Source organism: Sphingomonas pollutisoli, assembly GCF_029167165.1.
GTDB classification, from domain to species: Bacteria; Pseudomonadota; Alphaproteobacteria; order Sphingomonadales; family Sphingomonadaceae; genus Sphingomonas; species Sphingomonas pollutisoli.
The window spans coordinates 37,438-62,634 of sequence record NZ_JARFNJ010000020.1; the positions used below are offsets into that span (position 1 = coordinate 37,438).

Genomic DNA, 25,197 nt, shown 5'->3' on the forward strand with positions numbered 1-25,197 from the left:
TGCGCGATCACCGACAATTTGAGCACGCTTCGCGGATCGCACATTGAACGTGCAAGCCGCCCTTGCTCGCGATAGCCTGAACGGCAAGGAGCCCAGTTTAGATGACCCAGCCAGTATGACCTTGTTACCCGCGACACATCATGATCTCGTGAGCGAGCTTGTCCGTCGTTGGCGAGACGATCCCGGCGCCACCTATCGCTCCTGGTTTCTGTGGGACGAACGGCTGAAAAACTTCCGCTCCATCCGTCGCGGGCTGCAGCAGGTGGTCGCAGAAATCGAAAGTGGGCGGTTCGGCGTCGCCTATCGCGGCTCGTCACTGGAAACGGTTGTCCACTCGATCGCCGAACAGCGGCAGATCTTCAAGGGCGCCGACCATGCCTGGCTGTGGAAGCCCAAGCTGCGCATTCCAGACATCTACGAAAGCCCGGACAACCAGCGGGCGTTCGGTCGCCTGCTCGACAATTGCTCGTGCTGCGATACCGCCGAGGAGATCATCAGCCACATCCGCAGCATAGACGCGCTCAAGATCAAGGGGCTGGGGCCGGCGGCGGCCAACCTGCTCTATTTCCTTCACCCGACGCTGGTGCCGCCCTTCAATACCGCGATCGTCAAGGGCTACAATGCCGTCACCGGCGCCAAGGTGAAGCTCGGGTCATGGGATCATTTTCTCGCCATGCGCGCCGGCATCCTCGACCTCAACGACCGTTACCGCGAGTTGCTCTCCAACGATCTCGGCGCGATCGGCGGACTGTTGTTCGACATTGGCTCGGGCCGCTATCCCGCGCCACCGCTGGAGGATGACGCAACGGCGGCCGACGACTGGCTCGGCAGATTGGAACATGCCAGAGCGGAGGCAAGCCGGCTCGACAAGACAGCCGCCGCGCAGGGCGAAACCGATCGCACGCACGCCGAAATCCAGGCCTGGCTGCGCGACCTCGGCCATGCCCTCGGTTACGATGTGTGGATCGCCGCCAATGACCGCGGTCGACTTCACGCTGGCTGCCCGCTTGGACAGGGATGCCTCGAGCGCCTTCCAGACGCCATTGCGACCTCTCCCGGAGCGGACTCGATCCGCCTCATCGACGTGTTGTGGCTGGCGAAGGGTGGCGACGGCGTCGCCGCCGCGTTCGAGGTTGAACATTCGACCTCGATCTACTCGGGGATCGTGCGCATGCTCGATCTGGCGCTGTCGGGGAGCGATCTGCACGCTGCCGCCGGGCTATTCCTGGTCGCACCGAATGCGCGCGAGCAGGACGTTCGCGCGCAACTCCGTCGCCCGGCTTTCAGCCGTATTGCCGATCTCGACTTCGCCTATCTGCCCTATGGCGAGCTGGAGAGAAACAGGGACGCGATCGCTCGTTTTGGAACGGGATTGAAGGCCATCAAGGCGATCTCAAGCCCCCTTCCCTGAAAGGGGGCGTTTGCGGGAGGGGGCGGAATCCTACGCCAAGCTCGCCCAGATAGCCGGCGCGAGATCTTACTTGTTGCTGCCTTCTACGGTCGCGCCAGAAAGGCGACGGCTCAGTTCTATCCGGCGATGGCTACGCATTTTGAAGGTGTCTGGCCCAACGCGCCGATACTCAATGAAGCCGAGAGAACGCCAAAATCGCTCTGCCGCTTCATTCGCTTCCAGCACGGCCAACCGAATCTCTGTGGCACCTCTCGCAGCGGCCCAGCTTTCGACCGTCGAGTAAATTGAGCGTCCGACTCCACGACCACGCTGTGCGGCATCTACGATCATGAAGCCGAGATACCATGTGCCATCACGCGGATAATCGCGGAGGATGGTCGCGTCACGCGCTTCGTATGGCTGCGACAGTTCGAGGTTGGCGCAAATTCAGCAGCCGCTAACCGGCTGATGGATCGACTGGAATATCTTCAAAGGTTCGATCTTCCGGCGGATTTGCTGGACGGCGTGCCGGCGCATCGTGTGACCCGGCTTCGCCGGCAGGGCGAGCGCTATTACGCCGACGGCATGCGTGATCTGCCCGAAGACAGGCGGCTTGCGATCCTCGCTGTCTGCACCCTGGAATGGCGGTCATCGCTGGCCGATGTCATCGTGGAGACCCACGATCGCATCGTAGGCCGTCTCTATCGGGCCTCCGAACGCCTTTGCAACACCAGGATCGCCGACGAAAAGGCGGCCGTTCGGGACACGCTGAAGTCCTTTGCCGAAATCGGTGGTGCTTTGCTTGGAGCGCAGGACGATGGCACGGCCCTGGACGGGATAATCGCCACCGGGCCTGGCTGGGAACGGTTCAGAACCCTTGTCGCCACGGCCTCCGCGCTGACCAACGTGCTCGCGGCCGACCCGCTCAGCCGTGTGCTGGACGGCTATCACCGTTTCCGCCTCTACGCGCCCAGGATGCTGCGCCTGCTCGACATGCAGGCGGCGCCGATCGCCACGCCTCTTCTGGCGGCCGTTGCGATGCTGCGTAACGGGATCAAGGTCGATCCGCCGGTGGATTTTCTACGTCCCAACTCGAAATGGCATCGTCATCTTTGCGCTGAGCCCAGCGGCGACCACCGGCTTTGGGAAATCGCGGTGCTGTTCCACATCCGCGACGCCTTCCGGTCCGGTGACATATGGTTGGCGGGATCGCGCCGCTATGGCGACCTCAAGCAGCTTCTGGTCCCGCCACAGGCGATAGAGCAGACCGCGCGGCTCGCCGTGCCGCTGCGACCCGGCGAATGGCTGGCCGAGCGCAGGGCTCGACTGGATACACGGCTGAAGGAGTTTGGCCGCGCGGCGCGAACCGGCACGATCCCAGGCGGCATCATCGAGAACGGCAAGCTGCACATCGACAAGCTGAGGGCCGACACGCCCGAAGGGGCCGAGGATCTCGTGCTCGATCTCTATCAACAGCTCCCGCCCGCGAGGATCACCGATCTGTTGCTGGAAGTCGATGAGCGAACCGGATTTTCCGAGGCGTTCACGCATCTGCGCACCGGCGCGCCCTGCAGCGACCGGATCGGCCTGATGAACGTGTTGCTGGCGGAAGGCGTCAATCTCGGTTTGCGCAAGATGGCGGCGGCGACCAACACGCACAGCTTCTGGGAATTGCTGCGGATCGCGCGCTGGCATGTCGAAGGCAGCGCCTATGATCGGGCGCTCGCCATGATCGTGGAGGCCCACGCCGCCCTGCCCATGGCCGCCTTCTGGGGACAAGGGCAATCGGCATCCAGCGACGGGCAGTTCTTCCTTGCTACCGAGCAGGGCGAGGCGATGAATCTGATCAACGCGAAATATGGCAACGTCCCGGGCCTCAAGGGATACAGCCATGTGTCCGATCAATATGCGCCGTTCGCAACCCAGGTGATCCCGGCAACGGTCAGCGAGGCTCCCTATATCCTGGACGGGCTGCTCATGAATGACGCGGGCCGCCGCGTTCGCCAGCATTTTGCCGACACGGGCGGCTTCACCGATCATGTGTTCGCCGCCTGCGCCTTGCTCGGCTACAGGTTCGCCCCCCGTATCCGCGATCTCCCTCAGAAAAGACTCTATGCCTTCACGCCCAACGCGACGCCGGCCAATGTGCGAGCGCTGGTCGGAGGTAAGATCAATGAACCGCTCATCGAGCGCAACTGGCCCGACATCCTGCGCATCATGGCGACGATCGCAGCGGGGATCGTCGCCCCCAGCCAGATTCTTCGCAAGCTCGCCTCTTACCCGCGCCAGAATGAGCTGGCCCTCGCATTGCGAGAGGTGGGCCGCATCGAGCGAACCCTGTTCATGATCGACTGGATTCTTGATGCCGGCCTCCAGCGCCAGGCTCAGATCGGCCTCAACAAGGGTGAGGCCCACCACGCCCTAAAGCGCGCCATCAGCTTCCACCGCCGAGGTGAAATCCGGGATCGATCCGGCGAAGGCCAGCACTATCGCATCGCCGGAATGAACCTGCTCGCCGCCATCATCATATTCTGGAACACCATGAAGCTCGGCGAGGTCGTCAATACCCGGGCCGCCAGCGGTACCCATATCGCGCCTGATCTACTCGCCCACGTCTCGCCGTTGGGATGGGAACACATCAATCTAACCGGGGAATATCGCTGGCCCAAATCCTTAGCGTAGGATTCCGCCCCCTCCCGCAAACGCCCCCTACGATTGAGAAGCGCGGCGGAATCTCTTAGATTGATCGCTGGAGGCTTTGTTCGCGGAGACGCGCACATTGCCTTCTTTTCGTTTTAGGAAGCGCTGCCCTAAGCGACAGAAGCCAGAGCTTTGACAATGCGGCATTCCGCGATGGAGCCGACCATGTATCTTGATCCTATCGGTGCAGACACGCGATGATGGCGGTCACGACGGCGGTGGTTTCCGCGACGTCGCGCACCCTCACTGTGTCGAGGCCGATTTCAGCAGCGGGATAGTCATTCCCACCGGGGAATATCGCATCCCCAATGAACAGCATCCCGTCGAGCGGGACACCGCTCTCGGCACTCAGGCGCTTCAGGCCATAGCCCTTGTCGATCCCTGCTCTGGTCACGTCGATCGATGTCGTGCCACCGAGATTGATCGAGAGCTCCGGCAGCTTCGCGCGCAACGTGGCCTGCAACGCGGTCCTCTTCTTTCGGTCAGGATCCCACGCTTCCTTTTCCTTCAGCGGCGCTGCCTGCCCCAGGCCCGAAAAGGTGATCTGGCTGCCCCGGTCCTCGATCCGTTCGCCCCAGATACGTTCGTCGGCGAGACCGGCATCGGTCAGCGCCTGATCGAAGGCCGTGCGGATCTTCGCCTTCTCCGCGTCGTCGAACAGTTCGGCATAGACCGCGCGCCAAGCGCCATTGATGAACCGATAGAGTTTCGTGCCTGTGGTCGGCATCAACCAGAGACGGTCGAGCGCGACGCCGGCAGGAAGGCGCGAGGCGATCTGCTTTTCGAACTGCGGCCAGTCCCCGCCCGAGATCACCGCCACATCCGTGATGGCGAGCAATCGGGCGAGGATTGCGGCCATATCCTCCGATAACGGCCGCTTGCTCTCGGCAAGCGTGCCGTCGAGGTCGAAGGCGATCAGCCACTTCATGCCGCCTTCCCTGCCGGATCGCGGTAGGCGAGCAGCCTGAGCGCATTGATGACGACGAGCAGCGTCGATCCCTCATGAACCGCCACCGCTGGCCCAATGCCGAGGCCGAGGATGGTAGCAGGCACCAGGAAGGCGACGACACCCAGGCTGACGAAGACGTTCTGCCGGATGATTCCACGGGTATGGCGGCTAAGACCGACTGCGAATGGCAGGTGCGCCAGATCGTCGGCCATCAGCGCCACGTCGGCTGTCTCCAGCGCAACGTCCGACCCCGCCGCGCCCATCGCGATGCCGACCGTGGCGCTTGCCATCGCCGGCGCATCGTTCACGCCGTCGCCCACCATCGCGACCTTGTCTTCGCCGGCGAGCTTCTTGATCGCGGCAACCTTGTCTTCGGGCATGAGGTCGCCCCACGCTTCGTCGATCCCGACTTCGTCGGCGATCGCTTCGGCGACTTTCTGGTGATCGCCGGAGATCATTATCATCCGCGACACGCCCATCTCGTGCAGCCGACGCAACGCGGTCTTGGCAGCTTCGCGAGGCGTGTCCATCAGGCCGATCGCGCCCAGGTCGCGGTCCCCCTTGCGGACCACCATTGTCGTGCGGCCGTTCTCGCGCAGCTTCGCGATTGCGTCCTGCGCGCCCTGCCCCAGCGCCGGAATGCCCTCACTTCCGAACATCTCGGCCTTGCCGATCCACACCGTCTCGCCATCCACGCTCGCGGTGACGCCCCGACCGGTCAGGCTCTTGAGGTCGCCGGCAGTCGGCACGGCACGATCGTTCAGACGTTCGCGGCCGTCCTTGACGATCGCTTGGGCCAGGGGATGGTCGCTCAACGCTTCGACGGCGACAGCCAGCGCCAGCAACTCGCCTTCATCGGCGCCATCGACGGGCACGACATCAGTGATGCGCGGACGACCTTCGGTCAGCGTGCCCGTCTTGTCGAAAGCGATCGCTTTGAGCGACCCGAGGTTTTCGAGCGGTGCACCGCCCTTCACGAGCACGCCGCCCCGCGCTGCACGGGCAACGCCCGACAGGACCGCGCTCGGCGTTGCGATCGCGAGCGCGCACGGGCTTGCCGCCACCAGCACCGCCATCGCGCGATAGAAGCTGTCGCGGAACGGCTCGTCGACGACCACCCATGCGAACAGCAGGAGCACTGACAGGACCAGGACGGCGGGCACGAAGATCCGTTCGAACCGGTCGGTGAAGCGCTGCGTCGGCGACTTCTGCGTCTCCGCTTCGCTCACCATCTTCACGACCTTGGCAAGCGCGCTTTCATTGGAACGGCGTGTCACCTCGATCTCGATCGCGCCGCCGCCGTTGATCGTACCAGCAAAAACCCGGCTTTCCGCGTCGACTGCATCGGGCTTGGCGCGTGCCGCTGCGGCATCTGCGACCGGCACCTTGTCGACCGGGATGCTTTCACCCGTGACCGGGGCCTGGTTGATCGCGCTGGTGCCCTTGATGACGAAGCCGTCGGCAGGCAGGCGCTCGTTCGGGCGGACGATGGCAATGTCCCCGACGACCATCTGCTCGACCGGGATTTCGCTGGTCTGCCCGCCGCGTCGCACGGTCGCGGTTTCGGGCGCGAGCTTCGCCAGCGCCTCGATCGCCTTCTTGGCGCGGCCCATTGCATAATGCTCAAGCGCATGGCCGAGGCTGAACAGGAACAGCAGCAGCGCACCTTCGGCCCATGCGCCCAGCGCAGCGGCGCCGGCCGCAGCGACCAACATCAGCGTGTCGATCTCGAACTTCTTCATCCGGAGGTTGTCGATCGCCTCGCGCAGCGTGAAGAATCCGCCGAAGAAATAGGCTGCGATATAGCAGGCGGTCGGCAGCCATTCGGGCGCGCCAGCGACCAGCCTCTCGATCGCGTAGCCGATCCCCAGCAGCGCGCCACAGGCGAGCGCGAAGATCAGCTCGGTATTGGGGCCGAGAAATTCGGCGTGGCTATGGTCGTGGCCATCGCCGGGGCCGTGCTTCTCTTCGCCCGCGCCGTGGCCCCCGGGGCCGTGGTCGTGGCCGGCATGTTCATCGGCAGCGACCCGCTTGCCCACCCTCACCTTCAGCTTGCGAAGCGCAGCGCGCACCTCCTCTTCGGTGGTTTCGCGGCGATCATATTCGACCCGGACAGACCCGCTGGTGCTGGCGCTTGCCTGGACCACGCCGGGCAAGGCGCACAGCGCATCGCTGACCGTGCGCGCCCGACGTTCGTGGTTGATCCCCGTCACCTGCCAGATCGCATGGCCGTAGCGCTCGGTGATTTCGGCACCTGCGGCGCGCACCATTTCGCGCAACCGTGGCAGCGGCAGCTTGGCGGCATCGAAATGGATGCACAGCGCCGCTGGCGTGTTGCCGTCGAGACAGATCACATGCGCCCGCTCGACACCTTCGCGCTTTGACAGGGTTGATACGAGACGGTCCAGGCAGGCATCGGCCGCGTCAGGAAGGTCCGGCAACAACACTGGAATGTCGAGTTCGAGCTTGTCGTTCATGACGACCTCCTTTCGCTTTTCTTGGTTTCGGCGCGCGCGTCGCGCAGGATTTCGACACCGCCCTTGATGGCGATGATGGCGGTGGCGAAGCCGACCAGCAGGTCCGGCCAATTGGTACCCAACCACAGCACCAGCACGCCGGCGATCAGGATGCCGCCGTTGGAAATGAAGTCGTTGAAGCTGAAGGTGGTTGCGGCCCGGAGATTGACGTCCGGATCCTTGAGGCGCTGGAGCAGCCGCAGGCAGAGGTAATTCACGACGCCGGCGATCGCGGACATGACCATCATGGTAGGTCCGATGGGCTCGCTGCCCTGCACGTAGCGCCGTCCGACATCGATCAAGATGCCGCCCGCGAAGATCAGCAGCATGACGCCCGAAGCGACCGCGGCGCGTGTCTTCCATGTCTGGCCCCGGGTGAGCGCCACAAGGCTCAGCGCATACACAGCCGTATCGGACAGGTTGTCGACGCCGTTGGCGATCAGCGCGCTCGAGTCCGCGAAGAAGCCGGAAACGAAGAAGCCCGCAGCGATCGCCGCGTTCAGCAGCAGGACGATCCACAGTGTGCGGCGCTCCTGCCCGCCATTGTTGTCGTTGCCCGGGATCATCCCATCATCTCCTCAAGTGTCAGCAGGGCCAGGAAGCCGACGAAAAACATCGAGCTGATGAGCGGGGTGTCGGGTTTCTCGTGCGCCTCGACCAGCAACTCCTCCGTGACGAGGTAGAGCAGCGCCATCAGCCCGAAGCTGAGGAAGCCGGCGATCATCACCGGCGACAGCGCGGCGACCGGCACGGCAGCGAGCGCGCCGATCGGCAGCAGCAGGGCCAATGCCGAGACGATCACGATGATGCGCAAGCGCGAGCGATAGGTTTCCGCCAGCTCGTCGGTCAGCGTCAGTCCCAGAAATAACACTTCCAGAGTGAGCGCGATCGTCAGCAGGAGACCTGCCTTCTCGCCCGCCACGAAAGCGAGGCCGAGCACCAGGCCGTCGACCAGAATGTCGATGCCGATCGCGGCGAGTAGCGCCATCGGCCCCTTGAAGCGGGCCTCAAGAGCCTTGAGCCCCAGCATGGTCGCGACGCCCGCCGCCCCGCCGATCAACGTCGCGCTGGGCGATGCCTCATGCTTGACCTGCGGCAGGATTTCGGTCGCTGCCGCCGCGAACACGACGCCGGCAGCGAGATGCTGTAGGCCCGCCACGAGGCCAGGTTTCAACTTGGTGCGGCTCGCGACAATCGCGCCGAGCACGACCGCCAGCACAGGCGCAAGCGTATAGAGCAGTGCCTGCATTTCCTAGGACTCCTCCGGGGTTCGGTGGCAGACGCGGATCTTCCCGCGTCGCGTGAACGCGATCGATCCGCCCGCCACGACAGCCCGCGAATGGTCGCCGCGAAACTCGTCACCGGTTCGCTGCGCGCGCAGGATCTCGGTCCTGCCCTTCGGCAGCCAGGTGACGGCCATTTTCAAGCCGTCATCGATGAAGTCGACATCGGCGCGTGTGCCGTCGTCGCAGTACATGATGCGCTGCGCGATTAGTTTCGACGTCAGATGCTTTTCATGCGCCGGCTCGGTAGGCTGGGTCGGCGCTGGATTACACGCCCCTATAACCGCCCCGGAGACGAGAACGACGCCGAGGCGCGCGATCGCCAGACCGGCCCGATTCAGGCCGCACAAGGTTGTCACATTTGAAATCGACGTGTCAGACATCGGTCTCTTCCGACGAAGCGCCCTGTGGCGTTCGAAGGCAGGGCAGTTCATCGCGTGCCTTCCTGCTCGCAGATCCGGGTACGGCCATCGCCTTCCACGATGGTGAGCTGCGACCCCTTGAAGGTCGCGGTGGCTGTTTCGCCGACATATTGCAGGCCCTGCGCTGGCGCGGTCAGCATCATCGGCGGTCCCCCGTTGGAGCGCCGCAAATCGATCTGCAGGCCGTTGTCCTTGTAATCGACGAACAGCGGTTCCCCGTCGGAACAGCGATATCTATGCCGCCCCATTTCCCCGGTCGCCACGGCGCTGTCGGACGAATGGATCTGCTGCTCCGTTGGCGGGGCTGGCGGCTTTCTTTCCGAGCACGCCGCGAGCCCGACAACGAGGATGACGGCGGGCAGCACCCGCTTACAGTGCATCATCATCGCGCCTTCCTCCTGCAGCGGAAGGGGACGCGCTGACGATTGATAGCCCGGGCAGGCTGACCTACCCGCCAGCGGAGATAGGTTGCGAGGCGATCGTCAGATTCGACCATCAGGGATCGCAGGCGGCGCAACATCATCGCCGCGAACGGCAGGGAGAGCGCCCCGCGCAGCGTGCAGCTATGCGTTAGCCTGGTGCCGCCATCGTCCCCCGCCAGCTCGTACCGCTCTTCGAGCGTGAACAGATAGGGGATGCCGCAGGACCAAGCGAAGGCGTGCGGTTTATCGAATCGATCAATCCGTGCTGGCGTCCGAATTGGCCGGGTGATGCCCTGGATCGCAAAGGTGCATTCTGTGTCGCCGAGCCGGGACGGATCATCGAGAAATACGAGCGGACTCCACGCCCGGCGATGATCCGGATCGGTGAGTGCCGACCAGATGCGCAGTGGCCCGCCGTGAAGCATCGAGCTGGTTATGGTGCGAGGCATATCCCCATCTCCCAGAGATGGGCGGGGCGATCGCGGATCGCCCCGCCCATCCATCAGGCCAAGTTGTTCACGAAGGTCTGACCGTGGTCGTCCCCTTCATGCTCCTCATTGTAGTGCTCGGGTTTCTCGATCACTTTCTGCCCGAACCGGGCATAGAGTGTCGGCAGCACGAACAGCGTAAGAAGCGTCGCCGAGATCAGACCGCCGATGACGACCGTCGCCAAAGGCTTTTGAACCTCTGCGCCGGCGCCTTCGCCCAGCGCCATCGGCACGAAGCCGAGGCTGGCGACTAGCGCGGTCATGATGACGGGTCGCAGACGCTGCATCGCGCCAACATGCGCGGCTTCCTCGCGGCTCATCCCTGATCGGATCAGATCTTGGATCGAGCTGACCATGACGAGGCCGTTGAGGACCGCGATGCCCGAGAGGGCGATGAAGCCCACTGCCGCCGAGATCGAGAAGTCCATGCCCCGCAGGAACAGCAACAGGACGCCGCCCACCAGCGCGAAAGGCACGCCGGTGAACACGATCGCGGCGTCGCGGACCGATCCCAACGCCCCGTAGAGGAGCAGCAGGATCAAAATGAAGCAAGCCGGAATGACCAGCTTCAGCCGTTCGCTTGCCGATTGGAGGTTCTCGAACTGGCCGCCCCATTCGAGATAGGTGCCGGCAGGCAGCCGGAGTTGGCTGCCGATCGCCGCCTGCGCATCCGCCACGACGGATCCGACGTCGCGGCCACGCACGTTGGCTTGCACCACCACGCGCCGCTTGCCGTTCTCGCGGCTGATCTGGTTCGGACCATCGACCACCTTGATCTCGGCGACGCTGGACAGCGGTACATAGCCGCCGCCTGCCACCGGCACCTGCACCTGTTGGAGCAGGCCGATGTCGGCACGCTGCGCCTCCGACAGGCGGATCACCACGGGGAAGCGACGGTCGCCCTCGAAGATCTGGCCCGATGTTCGCCCGCCGATCGTCGCAGTCACGGTGTCCTGCACATCCTGAGCCGTAACGCCCAACCGCGCCATCGCGTCGCGGTTGACGCGAATGTCGAGCATGGGAAGACCGGTCGTCTGCTCCACCTTCACGTCCGCTGCGCCTTGCGTTCTGCGCAGCACCGCCGCGATTTGCTCGGCCGTCCGGTTCATCTGGTTGAAGTCGTCCCCGAACACCTTCACCGCGATGTCGCCGCGCACGCCGGCGATCAGCTCGTTGAAGCGCATCTGGATGGGCTGGGTGATCTCGTAGGCATTTCCCGGAATCTTCGCGAGATTACCCTCGATCCGGCTGACCAGCTCCTCCTTGGGAAGCTCAGGATCCGGCCAATCCTTGCGCGGCTTCAGGATGACGAACATGTCGGTCGCGTTCGGCGGCATCGGGTCGGCCGCCAGCTCGGCGGTGCCCGTCTTGGAATAGACGAATTGCACCTCCGGCTGCTTCGACATCATCCGCTCGATCGGCACCTGCATCGCCTGGCTCTGCTGGACCGACGTTGCCGGAATGCGGAGCGACTGGATCAGCAAATCGCCTTCGTCGAGCTGCGGCAGGAACACCGAGCCGAGCGTAGTGAAAGCAAGCGCCGCCACCACAAGGCTTCCCACACCCGCACCGATCGTCAGCGTCGGGCGCTTCATGGCCCGGTCGAGACCGGGTTCGTAGCGCTTCTTCAGCCACGTGATGATGCGGCCGTCCTTCTCCTCGACCTTCTTCGACAGCCAGATCGCAATCATCGCCGGCACGAAGGTGAGAGAGAGGATGAAGGCGAAGGCGAGCGCGATGATGACGGTCAGCGCCATCGGTCCGAACGTTTTACCCTCCACGCCGGTCAGCGTGAGCAGCGGTACGTAGACGAGGATGATGATTGCCTGCCCGTACACAGAGGGACGGATCATCTCACGCGCAGCGGCTGCCACGGTCGCGAGCCGTTCCTTGACGCTGAGCAATCGGCCTTCATGATGCTGTTGCTCGGCAAGCCGGCGCAGCGCGTTTTCGACAATGATGACGGCGCCGTCGACGATCAGACCGAAGTCCAAAGCCCCAAGGCTCATCAGATTGGCCGAGACCCCAGCGCGCAGCATACCAAAGCCTGTCAGCATCATGGTGATCGGGATGACCAACGCCGCGATCAGGGCCGCACGGAAGTTGCCGAGCAGCAGGAAGAGCACGACGATGACCAGCACCGCGCCTTCGGACAGGTTTTTCGCGACCGTCTTGATCGTCGAATTGACCAGCTCGGTGCGGTTCAGCACCGGCTGAATTACGACGTCAGGAGGCAGCGAAGCGTTGATCGTCTTCAGTTTCTCAGCGACCGCGGTCGACACGATGCGGCTGTTCTCGCCGATCCGCATGATCGCCGTGCCGACGACGACTTCGGTACCGTTCTCCGATGCCGAACCCATGCGGATCGCCTGACCCGTCTTCACAGTCGCAACTTGTTCGACCGTGATCGGCACGCCGTTACGTGTCGCGATCACGGTCCTGGCCAACTCGCTGGCATTGCGAACGAGCGCATCCGAGCGAACAGCCAGACCTTCGCCATTGCGATTGACGAAGCCACCGCCGACGCTGGTGTTATTGCGCTCCAGCGCATTTCCCAGGTCCGTCAGCGTGATGCCGAGCGAGGCCAGCTTCTGCACGTCGGGCACGACGAGGAACTGCTTGGCGTAACCGCCAATCGAGTCGACACCGGCGAGGCCCGGTGTGGTCTTCAGAAGCGGCGTCACGATCCAGTCCTGCGCGGTGCGCAGGTAGGTCGCCTTGTCCTCTTCGGTCGTCAGTCGCTCGCCCTCTGGCGTGATGTAGCTGCCATCGGGCTGTTGGCCCGGTTCACCGGGCTTGTGCTTGTCGTCCTCGCGATGATCGAGACGAACGGTGTACATGTACACCTCGCCCAGGCCTGTCGCGATCGGACCCATTTCAGGGTTCACGCCGTCGGGCAGATTCTCTTGCACGCCCCGCAGACGCTCGCCCACCTGCTGGCGGGCGAAATAGATGTCCGTCGCGTCCGAAAAGACCGCCGTGATCTGCGCGAAGCCGTTGCGGCTCAACGAGCGCGTATATTCCAGGCCGGGGGTGCCGGCGAGCGCGGTTTCGATTGGAAACGACACCTGCTTCTCGACCAGCTCGGGCGAGAGGGCAGGCGCGCGGACGTTGATCTGGACCTGATTGTTGGTGATGTCCGGCACCGCGTCGATCGGTAGCCGGTAGAGGGAAAAGGCGCCGATGGCGGCGACGATGACGGTGAGGAGCAGGACTAGCCAGCGCTTCTCGACCGCCCAGGTTACGATACGGGCGATCATGGCTTAATCCTCGTGGCTCGCTTCGCCCTTGCCGATCTCGGCCTTGAGCGTGAAACTTCCGGTGGTGGCGATCTGTTCGTTGCCGGTCAGGCCCGACCGGACGATCACCGTGTCGCCCGACGCATCGCCGAGCTGGACCGGGGTCGCCTTGAAGCCGGTGGGCGTGCGCACGAACACGACCGACTTGCCCTCGAAACTCTGGACCGCCGTCGTCGGCACGCGGACCGCCCCGCTCCCGCCGCTGCCCGTGAGCTGCACGGCTGCCGTCACAGGCTCGCCGACCCGCCATTCGCCACCGCGATTGTCGAGGGTGGCGAGCGCAGGCACGAGCCGCGTCTGCGGATCAAGCGCCGGCGACACGAAGGTCACGCGGGCGGTCGCCTGACGGCCTGCCGCCTTCACCAGCACCGTATTGCCGGGACGCACCCGGCCCGCATCCTCGGGCTTGAGATTAAGCGCGATCGACACCTGGCTCAGGTTGGCGATGCGATAGAGTTCGGCATCCGCCGCGACCGTTTGTCCCAGCGTCACGGGGCGCGCAATGATCTGGCCCGAGATCGGCGCGGCAATGCCGAGCCGGTTGAGCCCGCCGCCGCCGACACCCGCCGCCGAAACCATGCTCTGCGCCTGCGTCAGGGCGATCCGCGCCTCCGTCGCCGCTGTGCGGGCGGCGATCAGATCCTGTTCAGGGGAGACTCTCTGCGCGAACAGCCGCTGTTCGCGCGCGAGGTTCGAATTAGCGAGCTGAAGCCGCGCCCGCGCCGCCTCGACCTCGCCCTTGATCTGCGCCGCCTCGCGGCTTTCGATGACCGCAATGGTCTGGCCGCGTCCGACCGATTGGCCGAGGTTACGGGTGAGCGCGACCACGCGTCCCGCAATTGCGGCCGAGACGACCTGCGTTCCCTGTGGGTCGCCCTCGATGATCGCGGGCAGCTCGATCGTCCCGGCCCCGCCGATGATCGGCCGTCCGACCTGGACGCCCGCTGTGGCGATCTGGTCGGCACCCAATGTGACGACGCCTTCACCGGCATGACCGCCTTCAGCACCGCCCTTTTCCGTGCCCGCTGCCGTCTCATTGGCAGCTGCGCCTTCGGCAGTTGCCTCGTTTCCGCCATCCTTGCCGCCGCAGGCAGCCAAGAGCAGGGCGAGCGACGCCGCGCCCGCGAGATAAAAGCTCTTCATCACTGATTCCCCCCATTGGGCGCACGAGCGGTCAGTCGCTCCACTTGCGCGCGGGCATTCTGGTAATTGGCAAGCGCGTCGATCGCGGCGACCCGCGTTTCGGCGAGCGTGCGTTCAGCATCGAGCAATTCGAGCTGGCCGAACTTGCCCTCGCGATAGCCGATCCGCGCGATGCGGGCGGCCTCCTGTGCAGCCGCCAGCGCCGGCCCCGACGCCGCACGAGCCGTCGTTGCGGCATTGGCCGCCTGCGCCTGCGCGTCCGTGATCGCCTGTTCGATGTCGAGCGCGGTCACGCGGCGCTGCGCATCCGCCTGGGTCCGCTGCGCGGTCGCCTGCGCAATCGCGGCGCGACCATTGTTGAACACCGGGATCGGGATCGACACGCTGAACACCGCCGCCATGTCGTTGGTCGCTTCCAGGCGGCGGATCGACGGCCCGACGTTCAGGTCAGGCACGCGATTGGCGCGCGCGAGCCGCACGCCGGCTTCGGCAATGGAGAAATCCGCGTTGGCTGCCGCCAGCGCGAGTGTGCCGGTCGTGTTGACCGGTGCCAACGGCCCATAGACGTTCACATCGGGAAGGCGATCGAGCAGCGTGTCATCGAGCAGGCCGTCGATCGGCCGTCCGATCCGACGCGCCAGATTGGCGCGGGCCGCCTCGGCCAAGCGAAGCTGCCGCTCCACATTGGCGTCGGCATTGATACGCGCGACATCCGCGCGCTGTTGCTCGAGTGGCGATGCCCGCCCTGCCTGCACGCGAACGCTCGCGGCCCGCAGCGCATCGCTGGCGATCCGGGCCTGATCGCGGGCTGTCATTACCCGGCGATCGGCCGCGACCGCTTCGACATAGAGCTGCGTTACCTGAAGCCGGACATCCGCCGCGATGATCGCGGCCTGGATCTCGGCCCGGGACAATTGCGCATTGGCGACCGCGACGCGGGCGCCGCGCTTGCCGCCTAGCTCGATCGGGATCGCAAAGCCGACCGTGGTTTCCGCGCTGCGGACCCCCCGATACGGCCCGGAGCCGATGACATTCTCGACTTGGCCTTGAACCACCGGATTGGGCCGCAAGCCGGCGACTGTGCGACCTGCACGGGCCGCGTCGATTCCAGCTGTCGCCGCTTCCGCAGCAGGGGCCGAACCGCCCGCTGCACTGACCGCTTGGTCAAGCGTGTAGACCGGCGCATCCTGCGCAACAGGCGCGGACGGTCCGACCTGCGCCTGCGCCATCGTGGCGCAAGACGCTGCGGCCAGCATGGCCGCGAGGATACGATTCATGAAAATAGGACTCCTGACGATGATCGACAGGGGCGCGCCAACGCACGCCCAAATCGGACGTCAGGCTTGGGGGGGCCTCAAATCGACCATGCCGGTGCGGCCGTCGAGCGACGCAGAGGCGGAGATTGTCGGCTTGGGCACTGTGAGGACGGGGGTATATTCCATCGTCGTGCGCGCAGGCGCGCCGACGTCGTGTCCGTGACAATAATTGTGATGATGCGGGACATTCTTGTCCGAGTCCGATGGCACCTGATCGATGTCACCGGCGGTATGGACCGTGAACTCAACGCCCGCGATGCTTCCCCCCGCCAGATCGGCGGCATGGGCCATGCCGGAGAAGCTGGTCAGGACCAGCATCAGGCATGTCAGGAAAGGCAAAAAGGCTCGCACTAGCTTGCCTCTATCACGGAAGGGTTTTCATGTCATTGCACTAATTCGAACCAAGGGTCACTGAGCCGGAACCCGAGCGGGATCGGTCGCGCCCGTTCCAGGCGAACCCGACCGCAATGGCGACCGCCATCAGGAGTTGCGCCAGCACCGATTGCCAAGTGGGAAACACGCCGAGCATCGACAGCCGTGGCACGTCCGCGAGCGGTGCGATGTTGATAAGGCCGGCTTCCTGGAGCGCGGCGACGCCTTTACCCGCCAGCACGACGGTCAGGACCGCCATGAGCCAGGAGCTATAGCGGAAGAACTGCGCGATCGGCAGCTTGCGACTGTAGCGAAGCATGGCCCAAGCGATCAGGCTGAGCAGTCCAATCGCCGACCCGGCCCCCGCGAGAAGCATCCCGTTGTCACCTTGCGCCGAAAGCGCGGCATAGAACAGGATCGTCTCGAAGACCTCGCGATAAACTACGACGAACGCCAGCCCGAACAGGAACCAGCCCGACCCGCCCGAGAGCGCCCGCGACATCTTCTCGCGAATATAGCGCTGCCACTGATCGGCCTGCGCCTTGCCGTGCATCCAAATCCCGACCGAGAGCAGCACGACCGCGGCGAACAGCGAGCCAAACCCTTCCGTCAGCTCCCGGCTCGCACCGCTGATCCCGATCGCATAGGTGGCGACCGCCCAGGTGATCCCGCCCGCGATGATCGCGCTGACCCAGCCGCCATGCACGTACCGCAGCGCCTCGCCGCGCTCGGCTTTACGCAGGAACGCGATCATGGCGACAACGATGAGCAGGGCTTCGAGCCCTTCACGCAGCAGGATCGTGAACGCGCCCAGGAACGTGGACGCTTCGGTGGCGGCATCAGGCGCGAGCGCCGCTTCCGCATCGTCGAAAAGGCCGCCCAGTACTGCGACCTTCTCCGCGAGATCATCGGGCGACGCGCCCCGGTCGATCGAGGCGCGGAACTCCCCCATCGCGCCCTCGATTCGACCCATCAGCGTCGCGTCGCGCGCGGTGAGTGTTGGCTCGATCGGCTCGAACCCATCGAGATAGGCCGACAGCGCCAGCTCTTTCGCCATGCGCGCATCGCCGCGCCGCGCAGCCGCCACGCTTTCGGCGAGTTTGGCGCGGGCGACCGCGAGCGAGCCGGGAGCCTGTTGTATCACCTGTTCGGGATGACGACGCAGGAACGCGAGCACTGGGTCAGCCTTGGCGTCGCCGATCGCCGCGCCGAGCGCGGCCGGGGTGAGCGCGACCAGGGTTTTCAGGTCCGGAATGCGCCGGCGAAGGGTCGGGTCGGATTTCCAAAGCCGCTCGCCTTCGCGCGCCTGCGCATCCGTGAAGGCGAAGCTCCCGGCTCGGAATGCTAACGCCCAGCGCTGATCGTTGGGCAGATCGGCGAAGCTCTGCATCGCGGTCCCGTCGATGCCTTGCGTCACCACCTGATAGAGCGCGAACACGCTGCGCTGGCGCGCGCGCTCGGCATCGGTGAAAGCAATCGGGGGCGTAGCGAGCTTGGCGGCGTCAGGGCCACGGCCGTTGCCCGTCATCCCGTGGCAGGACGCGCAGGATTGTCGGAACAGTGCATCGCTGGAGACGAGGTTCGGAGCCTTATCGGGCGCGAGCGGCACCGGGTAGGCGCGCAACAGATCGGCCGCGAGCCCGTGCGCCAATGTTGCCACCTGTTCAGTCGGTCCCTTTTCCGCGATCACCGCCTGGAGGTTGGCAGCCCGCTGGATGAGGGCTTGACGCTCCGGCTTCGCCGGCAGGCCCTGAAGCCGTGTCGAGACCGACGCGGCGAACTCCGTCATCTCGGCATATTCCGACGTGCTCTTGATCCGACCGTTGGCGACCGCGCCGCCATAATCGACGGCCATATAGTCGAGCAGCCGCCATGCGGTTTGCACGTCGCCGGGTTCGGCGATTGCCGCAGCAGGGATCAGCAGCGCCGCGAGCGCGGAGAGCAGCCGCAACGAGAGCATTGCCCGGATCAACGCGAGCAGACGCACTACCGCTCTCCCAATTCGCGCCGAGCGCCAGTGACGATTTCATAAGCGGAGTGGAGGAACAGGAGGGCGATGAGGCCGGCGACGGCGAGGTCCGGCCAGGCGCTTCCTGTCCACGCCACCAGACCGGCCGCGGCGATCACCGCCACGTTGGCGAGCGCGTCGTTGCGGCTGAACAGCCAGATCGCGCGAACATTGGCGTCCCCTTCCCGGAAACGCGCAAGCACCAAGGCGGACACGACATTGATCGCGAGCGCGACAACGCCGATTGTGCCCATCAGTTCGGCATCGGGCGCGGTTGCGTTCAGGGCGCGCCAAATCGCGAAACCGATTACGCCCACGCCAAGCGCACCGAGAAACAACCCCTGCGTCAGCGCGACCTTTGCCCTCGCCCGTGCGGACCAGGCAAGCGCGAGAAGACCGATAAGGCTGATCGACCCGTCCCCGAGAAAATCGAGGGAATCCGCTTTCAGCGCTTGGCTATCGGCGATGAACCCGCCGAACAGCTCGGCGACTCCGAAGCCGAGGTTGAGCACCACGACGGTCAGCAGCGCACGGCGATAGGCCGGATCGGTTTGCGCGCGCGCGGGCTCCCCGTGGCACCCGCAGCTTTCGGTAGAAGCATTCATGCGGCCTTCCTTACCACCTCCAGTCGCTGTAGAAGCAAGCGAAATGTGCGACACGTTCGCATAAGCAAGGATGGCATGATGAAGCCGGTGATGATTGGGCAGCTCGCCAGCGAGACCTCGACGAAGGTGACGACGATCCGCTTTTATGAGTCGATCGGGTTGCTCCGATCCGCCCCTCGCACGGCGTCGGGTCGCAGAACCTACGATGCCAGTGACATTGAGCGTTTGCACTTCATCCGCAACGGTCGCCGGCTTGGCTTCTCCGTCGACGAGATCCGTTCGTTGATGGGGCTGGCGCAGAACCCGGACCAGGATTGTGGTGCCGCCTCAGCTATCGCTGCTCAGCACCTCAAGGATGTGGAGGAGAGACTGGCGCAACTCGCGGTGTTGCGGGATGAGTTGGCAATGCTCAGCCAGAGCTGCACCAAGGCGCGCATGGCCGATTGTCGGATCATGAAGGCGATCGGCAAAGGCCACCCTCAAGCCGATCAATAATAATCGGCCAGCCTGAGCTCGCGCACATCACCCGAGGCCATCGTCAGCTTTACGAGGGTGCCAGCAGGCCGGGAGCGCACTTGCCAGAGCTCCCCACGCGTATAGTTCGCATCGATCGAATGGCCGTTCACCGCCACGATCCGGTCGCCGACCGCCCAGCCAGCCTTTTCCGCGGGACTGTTCGCCGCCACATGAACAACGGTGAGCGCCGTTGGTGAGGCTGCGAGGCCAAGGCCGCTACGGTCCTTCAGCATCGGCAGGCGACGACGAGGACCGAGTGGCCGGAGCCACACGAATCCGGCGGTCACGTCGAACACCACGTCGAATTGAGCGATCAGCGGTAGGCCGACATTGCCAACCGTGCTGGTGGAGAGCCAAGCTCTCATCCCGAGTGTGGGGACGTTCGAGACGCCAAGCCCTTCGATGTTGATGTTCTGGATCGTGAAAGCATCGTTGATACGCACACCATCGACGCCGCCGATCGCCGCGGTCGAGACGAGCTTCCCGTTCAACAGCCCTTGATCGCGGGCATAGGCCGACGAGAGCATCAGCGCGGCCGAGCTGCCAAGATCGATCATCAAGGGCACGGGAGGCAAACCCGAGACGGAAGCTCGAATGAACAGCTCCTGCTTGGCACCGCGCCCGAGCGCGACAGCGCGCCAGTCGGGACCGGCGAGAAACGTGCCTGACTTGACGACCGCCATACGCCTTTTCGCGAAATCGAGCGCGATGCAGCTACCCGTGAACATATCGGCACCGAGGAGGATATCGATCGGTCGTCCGAAGGCCGCCGACACTGAACTCAGATCACCAACGACGGCAAAGGGTAAGCGACGGGTTTCGCGGGCGAGCTGTACGTCGATGTCGCGGACCAGCAGCACCGGGGCCTTGGCGCTCAGCCCGCTAATCATGCGCCGCTCACCATCGTTCAAGCCGAGCTTCGCCGCGAGCGCCGTGCTCATGATCGACGCGCCGCTGCCACTGTCGAGCACCGCCCGCACCGGCACTCCGCGCACTTGTGCCGAAACAAGGAGGGTATCACCCGTGCCGACTTCCAGCGGCTCCCATTCGAGGTGAGCCGCACCGAAGTTCCACGAGCCCGCAGACCGGGAAGTCTGTCGCGCGAGCGTTGGAGAACCGAGCACCAAGCCGGTTCCACAGGCCACCAGCCGCGCCACTAATGAGCGTCGAGACATACCGATTGCTTCAACACGGGCCGTCAAAAAGCCACCTCCAGCCCCCCGTCCGCAGGAGAGCAAATTGCGGTTACATGCTCCAGCCACTGGAGGAGCAAGTGCTTTTGGTGCGCCCGAAAATCCTCAGAAGCGCTTGGAGAACTTTAGATGAAGGATGGTGCAGACCGCTTAGATGCCTTCCCGATAACGAACGGTTCCGGGGGACGCTGGGCCGATCGGGACCGCGAACGGTGTAAACGCTCGCGCTAAGTGGCGGCATTCTGATCGCGCTATTTGTCGGCGAGCGTCGCTACGCGGCTACCGGCTTGGTCTCGGCCGATCGCACATAGGCGTAGAGTTTTGGCTTGGAGATGCCGAGCATCGAGCAAATCTTGGCGATCGGCATCGTGTTCTCGTGGTAGAGCCTGACGGGCAGGTCGCGCTTGTCCTTGCCGAGTGCGGCCGGCCGGCCACCCTTCTTGCCGCGAGCGCGGGCTGCGGTGAGACCGGCCTGGGTCCGCTCGCGGATCAGGTTGCGCTCGAACTCCGCCAATGCCCCGAACAGGTGGAAGGTAAGCTTGCCCGACGTGGTGGTCGTGTCGATCGCCTCGTGCAGGCTCAGCAGCCCGACCTTTTCCTCGTCGAGGTAGGTCATCCATCCGATCAGATCACGGAGCGAGCGGCCGAGCCTGTCGAGGCGCCAGACCACCAGTGTGTCGCCGGCGCGAAGCAGCTCCTTCACCTTTTCCAATCCAGGGCGAGCGGCAGTCGCCCCGGAGGCCTTGTCGGTGATGACCTTCTCGCAGCCGGCAGCCTTCAGCGCATCACGCTGGAGGTCCAGGTTCTGCTCGGCGGTCGATACGCGGGCGTAACCGATTTTCATGCGTAGGGCCGGTGGCGCCCCGATCGGGCGCGGTTTGGGAAGAAAGTCGTCATCGGCAGGTCTATGTTGCCCTAGTTTTCTTTACCGGGTAGATTTACGTCGAACAGGCCGGTTTGGCAACGCGAGCGGACTCGCATGGCGATGGGCAGGCAAATCTCCGTTTTCCTTACCTGCGACACGGACCGTCGGCGGTGACGCATCCGGCGCTTGTCCCGCCGCTGGCGATCGAGCGCTACCGCGTCCTTGAACCGCACCTCGCCGATGGCATCCCGCTCGCGGACCTCGCCCGCACCGGCACGCTGAGCGAGCGGACGTTGCAGCGCTGGCTCGGGCGCTACCGTGCCGAAGGACTTGCCGGTCTCGCGCGTCTGCCGCGCAACGATCGGGGCAGGCTGCACCTGCCGGAACATCTGGTCGAACTGACCCGCACTCTCGCCACCAAGCGCCCGCGACCCCCGGTCGCCGCCATTCACCGAAAGGTGCAGGAACTCGCCATCGCGCATGGACACCGAACCCCCAGCTATGCGGCCGTCGCGCGTGTCGTCAGGGCGATACCGGCAAGCCAGATCGCCGCAGCCTCCGATCCGGCCGTCTACCGCGACCAGCACGAGCTAGTGCATCGGCGCGAAGCCGCGACCTCGAACGAGATGTGGCAGGCCGATCATACCGTTCTCGACATTCTCGTGCTCGATGATGCCGGAACCCCGGTGCGTCCTTGGCTGACCGTCATCGTTGACGATCACAGCCGAGCCATCGCCGGTTACTTCCTCAGCCTCGATGCCCCCAGTGCCCTCAACACGGCGCTCGCCTTGCGGCAGGCGATCTGGCGCAAGCCCAATCCCGAATGGATCGTCAGCGGCATTCCCGAACAGCTTTACGTCGACAACGGCTCGGATTTCATCTCCGAGCATATCGAGCAGGCGTGCATCGCCCTCAAAATCCGCCTCATCCATTCGCTGCCGGGGCGTCCTCGCGGGCGCGGCAAGATCGAGCGGCTGTTCCGCACCATCAACGACATGTTCCTGCCCGACCTGCCCGGCCACCTGATCGCGGGCAAGCCGCTGTCGGCGCCAGTGCTCACGCTCGACGAGCTGCGCGCCCGCTTCGAGGCGTTCGTGTGCGGCGTCTATCATCGTCGCCCGCATGGCAGCACCGGCGAACCGCCGATCACGCGCTGGCAGAAGGGCGGGTTCCTGCCCGCAATGCCCGACAGCCTTGAACAGCTCGACATGCTGCTCGTGCACGTGCCCAAGCCCCGTAAAGTGCTGCGCGACGGCATCCGTCTGATGGGCAGGCGCTATGTCGAACCCACGCTCGCGGCCTTCGTCGGCGAGCAGGTCGAGGCGGTCTATGACCCCCGCGACCTGACCGAGATCCACGTCTACCACCAGGGCCGGTTCGTCTGCCGTGCGCTCAGCTCCGAGCACGCTGGGCACCCGTCGTTGCGCGCGATCCAGCGCGCCCGGCGCGGCGCGAAGGAGCGCGACAAGCAGGTGCCTGCCCCCACGGAGACCTTCGATGGCGACCAAGAGGATACGGCTTCCCGGCCCACCACCTACCGAGGGCTCCGGCTCTACGCCGCTGACGATTGAGTTCCTGGTCGAGCAGCCGTTCCTGGCGACCCGCGAACATGCCCGGTTCGTCGAGTTTGCCGAAGCCTGCGCGCACTACCGCTATATCGGCGTGTGTCATGGCCGGCCGGGCGTCGGAAAGACGCGATCGGCGCGCGAGTTTTCCAGCTTCCCCGACCTGGGGGAATATGCCGCGCTCCGTCCCATTGCCGCGCTCCTTGGCGAAAAGGTCGCTCGCTGCCGCGCCGTCTTCTACACCGTGTCGGTCAGCAACACGCCCAAGACGATCGACGCGGTGTTGGGCCTCAACCTCATTAAGCTGGGCTATGCCCGGCTGACGGTCGCGGGCGGCTCGCAGGACGAAATCACCCATGACGCCGCCCGCATCGCCTGCCCCCTCGTCATCGTCGACGAGGCCGACCGCCTGACCATAAAGTCGCTCGAACATCTCCGCGACATGGCCGATCGCCACGGCTTCGGGCTGATCCTGATGGGTATGCCGGGCTTGGAGAAGCGCCTCGCCCGCTATGCCCAGCTCTACTCGCGGATCGGCTTCGTCCACGAGTTCAAACCGCTTACCGAGACCGAAATGCGGCTGCTGCTCGCGACCCACGCCGGCGATTTCGGGATCAGCTTCGACCCGGCCCAACTCGACGCGATCGAAGCGCAGGCAGCCGTGATCCGCATCACGCGCGGCAACTTCCGGCTCATGGAGCGCCTGTTCGCGCAGATGCGGCGGATCATGACCCTCAACCGCGTCGAGGAGGTCACCGCTGACATCGTTCAGGCCGCGCGCGATTGCCTCGTCATCGGACCCGGCAACTGACAAATAGCGCGATCAGAACGCCGCCATTTAGCGCGAGCGTTTACACAGGATAAGATCCATACCGTTTCCGGAACCACTTTCTTGTTTCCTCTTCGAAATTGGACTGTGCTGATGAGTTTGAGCGATGGTGGCTTCGCTCATACACTACGCGCTACCAGGCCCCTGCCCGTTTCTTAGGCTTAACGTTGTAGCTCAAGACCCCGGGGGCTCAGCCTCCCTTCTCCGGTTCTTGCCGCTGCGCAAATCCCTCGATCTACCTGCCGCCGTCGTGTGGTCGCACGGCATCATCCAAAGACCTATTTAGGCCGTCATGACTAGCCAATCTTCGCCATAAGGCGCCCCGCCGCCCCCTGCTCTGCCGCGAGATTGCGATTATAAGCGAGCGGCATCCGCGGCGACTTCCACCGCAGCGCGTCCATGATGCCGGCCAAATCCTCCCCGCTGGCGAACAGGTCCTGATTGAGCCCGATCCGCGTCGAGTGCGCACTGATCCCCTTCAGCAACCGCGCCAGATCGTCCGCCGTCAAATCGGGCAGCGCGCCACGGTCGAACGCGCGGCCGATGATCGACCGAAAGATTGGTCCGATCGAGCCCGGGTGCAGCGCCACGGTGCCGATGTCATATTCGACGCGCGCCTTCACCGCCGGCTTGGACAGCGTCTTGCGCAGATCCCACGTCTCCCGGCCCGAGATGCTGTCGATCGGCCGACCGCGCACGGCTGCCCGCGCCTTGTAGCGCCGCACCTGCACCCGCCGGAACAGCGGCCCTGTCGTGATCCCCGCCGCTTCGGTCCACGCCGCGATCGCCGCGACGGTGCGCGGGCTGAGGTAGGCGGTCGCCCCCTCCCCGTCTTGATCGCCCTTATGACGCAGAATCTGCAGCAGCCGCGCTTCGGGATCGATCGCCTCCTCAATATGCTCAATGGCGACCGCCACCAGTTCGGAGGCGCGCAGCCCGGTGTCATAAGCGGCCGATAGCAGCGCCCGATCACGCAGCCCCGGCAGATCCTCGCCACAACTCTCGAGCAGCGCGCGGATGTTGAGCCCCCGCGCCTTGTCGCGCTCGACGTCGCGCACCGGGCCCTTGAACCGCAGCGGCCGCGCCTGCTTCTGCGCAGCCCCCTTCTCGCGGCGCACCGTCTGGAGCCGCAGCTTCACCAGCGGCGCCGGCGTCGGATCCTTGAGCTCGAGCAGCTGGTGGATCTTGGCGATCGACGCCTTGTAGCGGGATAGCGAGGCCGGCCGGCTCCCCTTCCCGGCCCGCGCGTCGAGATAATCGGCCACGGTCTCGGGCGTGGCCGGCAGCGCGATCCGGTTGTTGCGCCTACACCACGC

Annotated in this window: 21 protein-coding genes and 1 pseudogene; 5 read left to right on the top strand and 17 right to left on the bottom strand. The window is 64.9% G+C overall.

The window, feature by feature from the left end; all coding sequences use genetic code 11:
- Positions 1-115: 115 nt before the first annotated feature.
- Positions 116-1,411: a hypothetical protein gene (locus tag PX554_RS24670; RefSeq protein ID WP_013039108.1), complete on the top strand. Its 1,296-nt coding sequence runs from the start codon at positions 116-118 to the stop codon at positions 1,409-1,411.
- A gap of 66 nt (positions 1,412-1,477) precedes the next feature.
- Here the strand turns inward: PX554_RS24670 and PX554_RS24675 are convergent, their stop codons facing one another.
- Positions 1,478-1,837, bottom strand: coding sequence for a GNAT family N-acetyltransferase (locus PX554_RS24675; protein ID WP_338061624.1), 360 nt, complete (start codon positions 1,835-1,837; stop codon positions 1,478-1,480).
- On the opposite strand from PX554_RS24675, the pseudogene PX554_RS24680 reads away from it, so the two are divergent.
- Positions 1,787-4,072 (top strand): annotated as a pseudogene (locus PX554_RS24680) (Tn3 family transposase); the annotation flags it as partial. The gene PX554_RS24675 and the pseudogene PX554_RS24680 sit on opposite strands and share 51 nt — an antisense overlap.
- Before the next feature lie 196 nt (positions 4,073-4,268).
- Here the strand turns inward: PX554_RS24680 and PX554_RS24685 are convergent.
- From PX554_RS24685 to PX554_RS24745, 13 genes are all read right to left on the bottom strand, one after another.
- Positions 4,269-5,018 (bottom strand): HAD-IIB family hydrolase, encoded by a 750-nt coding sequence (locus PX554_RS24685; RefSeq protein ID WP_004212890.1) that lies wholly within the window; start codon positions 5,016-5,018, stop codon positions 4,269-4,271.
- The gene (locus PX554_RS24690) at positions 5,015-7,516 is read right to left on the bottom strand and encodes a heavy metal translocating P-type ATPase (protein ID WP_004212886.1); all 2,502 of its coding nucleotides are present in this window, start codon (positions 7,514-7,516) and stop codon (positions 5,015-5,017) included. The genes PX554_RS24685 and PX554_RS24690 overlap by 4 nt, the downstream gene beginning before the upstream one ends.
- Positions 7,513-8,121 carry a cation efflux transmembrane domain-containing protein gene (locus PX554_RS24695; protein WP_004212885.1) on the bottom strand — a complete coding sequence of 203 codons (609 nt, stop codon included), beginning with the start codon at positions 8,119-8,121 and terminating at the stop codon, positions 7,513-7,515. Before PX554_RS24695 ends, PX554_RS24690 begins: the two co-directional genes overlap by 4 nt.
- Complete coding sequence (locus tag PX554_RS24700; RefSeq protein ID WP_004212882.1) at positions 8,118-8,804, bottom strand: ZIP family metal transporter; 687 nt, start codon at positions 8,802-8,804, stop codon at positions 8,118-8,120. The genes PX554_RS24695 and PX554_RS24700 overlap by 4 nt, the downstream gene beginning before the upstream one ends.
- A 3-nt stretch (positions 8,805-8,807) precedes the next feature.
- A complete protein-coding gene (locus PX554_RS24705) occupies positions 8,808-9,221 on the bottom strand; it encodes a hypothetical protein (protein WP_004212881.1) in 414 nt (137 codons plus the stop codon).
- Positions 9,222-9,268: 47 nt separating this feature from the next.
- Positions 9,269-9,646: a hypothetical protein gene (locus tag PX554_RS24710; protein WP_009824022.1), complete on the bottom strand. Its 378-nt coding sequence runs from the start codon at positions 9,644-9,646 to the stop codon at positions 9,269-9,271.
- Positions 9,643-10,131, bottom strand: coding sequence for an SRPBCC domain-containing protein (locus PX554_RS24715; protein WP_013849881.1), 489 nt, complete (start codon positions 10,129-10,131; stop codon positions 9,643-9,645). The genes PX554_RS24710 and PX554_RS24715 overlap by 4 nt, the downstream gene beginning before the upstream one ends.
- A 53-nt stretch (positions 10,132-10,184) precedes the next feature.
- A complete protein-coding gene (locus PX554_RS24720; RefSeq protein WP_004212878.1) occupies positions 10,185-13,430 on the bottom strand; it encodes an efflux RND transporter permease subunit in 3,246 nt (1,081 codons plus the stop codon).
- 3 nt (positions 13,431-13,433) lie between these two features.
- On the bottom strand, positions 13,434-14,612 hold the full coding sequence (locus PX554_RS24725; protein ID WP_004212877.1) for an efflux RND transporter periplasmic adaptor subunit: 1,179 nt from the start codon (positions 14,610-14,612) through the stop codon (positions 13,434-13,436).
- Positions 14,612-15,889 carry a TolC family protein gene (locus PX554_RS24730; RefSeq protein WP_013039111.1) on the bottom strand — a complete coding sequence of 426 codons (1,278 nt, stop codon included), beginning with the start codon at positions 15,887-15,889 and terminating at the stop codon, positions 14,612-14,614. The genes PX554_RS24725 and PX554_RS24730 overlap by 1 nt, the downstream gene beginning before the upstream one ends.
- 60 nt (positions 15,890-15,949) lie before the next feature.
- The gene (locus PX554_RS24735) at positions 15,950-16,246 is read right to left on the bottom strand and encodes a hypothetical protein (protein ID WP_275504797.1); all 297 of its coding nucleotides are present in this window, start codon (positions 16,244-16,246) and stop codon (positions 15,950-15,952) included.
- Positions 16,247-16,319: 73 nt separating this feature from the next.
- Positions 16,320-18,287, bottom strand: a complete 1,968-nt coding sequence (locus PX554_RS24740; protein ID WP_004212871.1) for a cytochrome c/FTR1 family iron permease — start codon at positions 18,285-18,287, stop codon at positions 16,320-16,322.
- Entirely contained in the window at positions 18,287-18,913 is a 627-nt protein-coding gene (locus PX554_RS24745; RefSeq protein WP_004212870.1) for a cation efflux transmembrane domain-containing protein, read from the bottom strand. The genes PX554_RS24740 and PX554_RS24745 overlap by 1 nt, the downstream gene beginning before the upstream one ends.
- A 78-nt stretch (positions 18,914-18,991) precedes the next feature.
- Here PX554_RS24745 and PX554_RS24750 point away from each other — a divergent pair, with 78 nt between their 5' ends.
- Positions 18,992-19,408, top strand: a complete 417-nt coding sequence (locus PX554_RS24750; RefSeq protein WP_004212867.1) for a MerR family transcriptional regulator — start codon at positions 18,992-18,994, stop codon at positions 19,406-19,408.
- On the opposite strand, the gene PX554_RS24755 is transcribed toward PX554_RS24750, so the two are convergent.
- Both PX554_RS24755 and PX554_RS24760 read right to left on the bottom strand, forming a co-directional pair.
- A complete protein-coding gene (locus tag PX554_RS24755; protein WP_013039112.1) occupies positions 19,402-20,604 on the bottom strand; it encodes an aspartyl protease family protein in 1,203 nt (400 codons plus the stop codon). The two genes, PX554_RS24750 and PX554_RS24755, sit on opposite strands and share 7 nt — an antisense overlap.
- A gap of 289 nt (positions 20,605-20,893) precedes the next feature.
- Positions 20,894-21,466: a recombinase family protein gene (locus PX554_RS24760; protein WP_009824027.1), complete on the bottom strand. Its 573-nt coding sequence runs from the start codon at positions 21,464-21,466 to the stop codon at positions 20,894-20,896.
- Between the two features lie 191 nt (positions 21,467-21,657).
- On the opposite strand from PX554_RS24760, the gene PX554_RS24765 reads away from it, so the two are divergent.
- Both PX554_RS24765 and PX554_RS24770 read left to right on the top strand, forming a co-directional pair.
- Complete coding sequence (locus PX554_RS24765) at positions 21,658-23,058, top strand: Mu transposase C-terminal domain-containing protein (protein ID WP_004212864.1); 1,401 nt, start codon at positions 21,658-21,660, stop codon at positions 23,056-23,058.
- Positions 22,985-23,863: an AAA family ATPase gene (locus PX554_RS24770; RefSeq protein WP_009824028.1), complete on the top strand. Its 879-nt coding sequence runs from the start codon at positions 22,985-22,987 to the stop codon at positions 23,861-23,863. The genes PX554_RS24765 and PX554_RS24770 overlap by 74 nt, the downstream gene beginning before the upstream one ends.
- A gap of 314 nt (positions 23,864-24,177) precedes the next feature.
- Here PX554_RS24770 and PX554_RS24775 read toward each other — a convergent pair.
- The coding region (locus PX554_RS24775; RefSeq protein ID WP_275504801.1) for an integrase at positions 24,178-25,197 on the bottom strand (1,020 nt) is incomplete at its 5' end.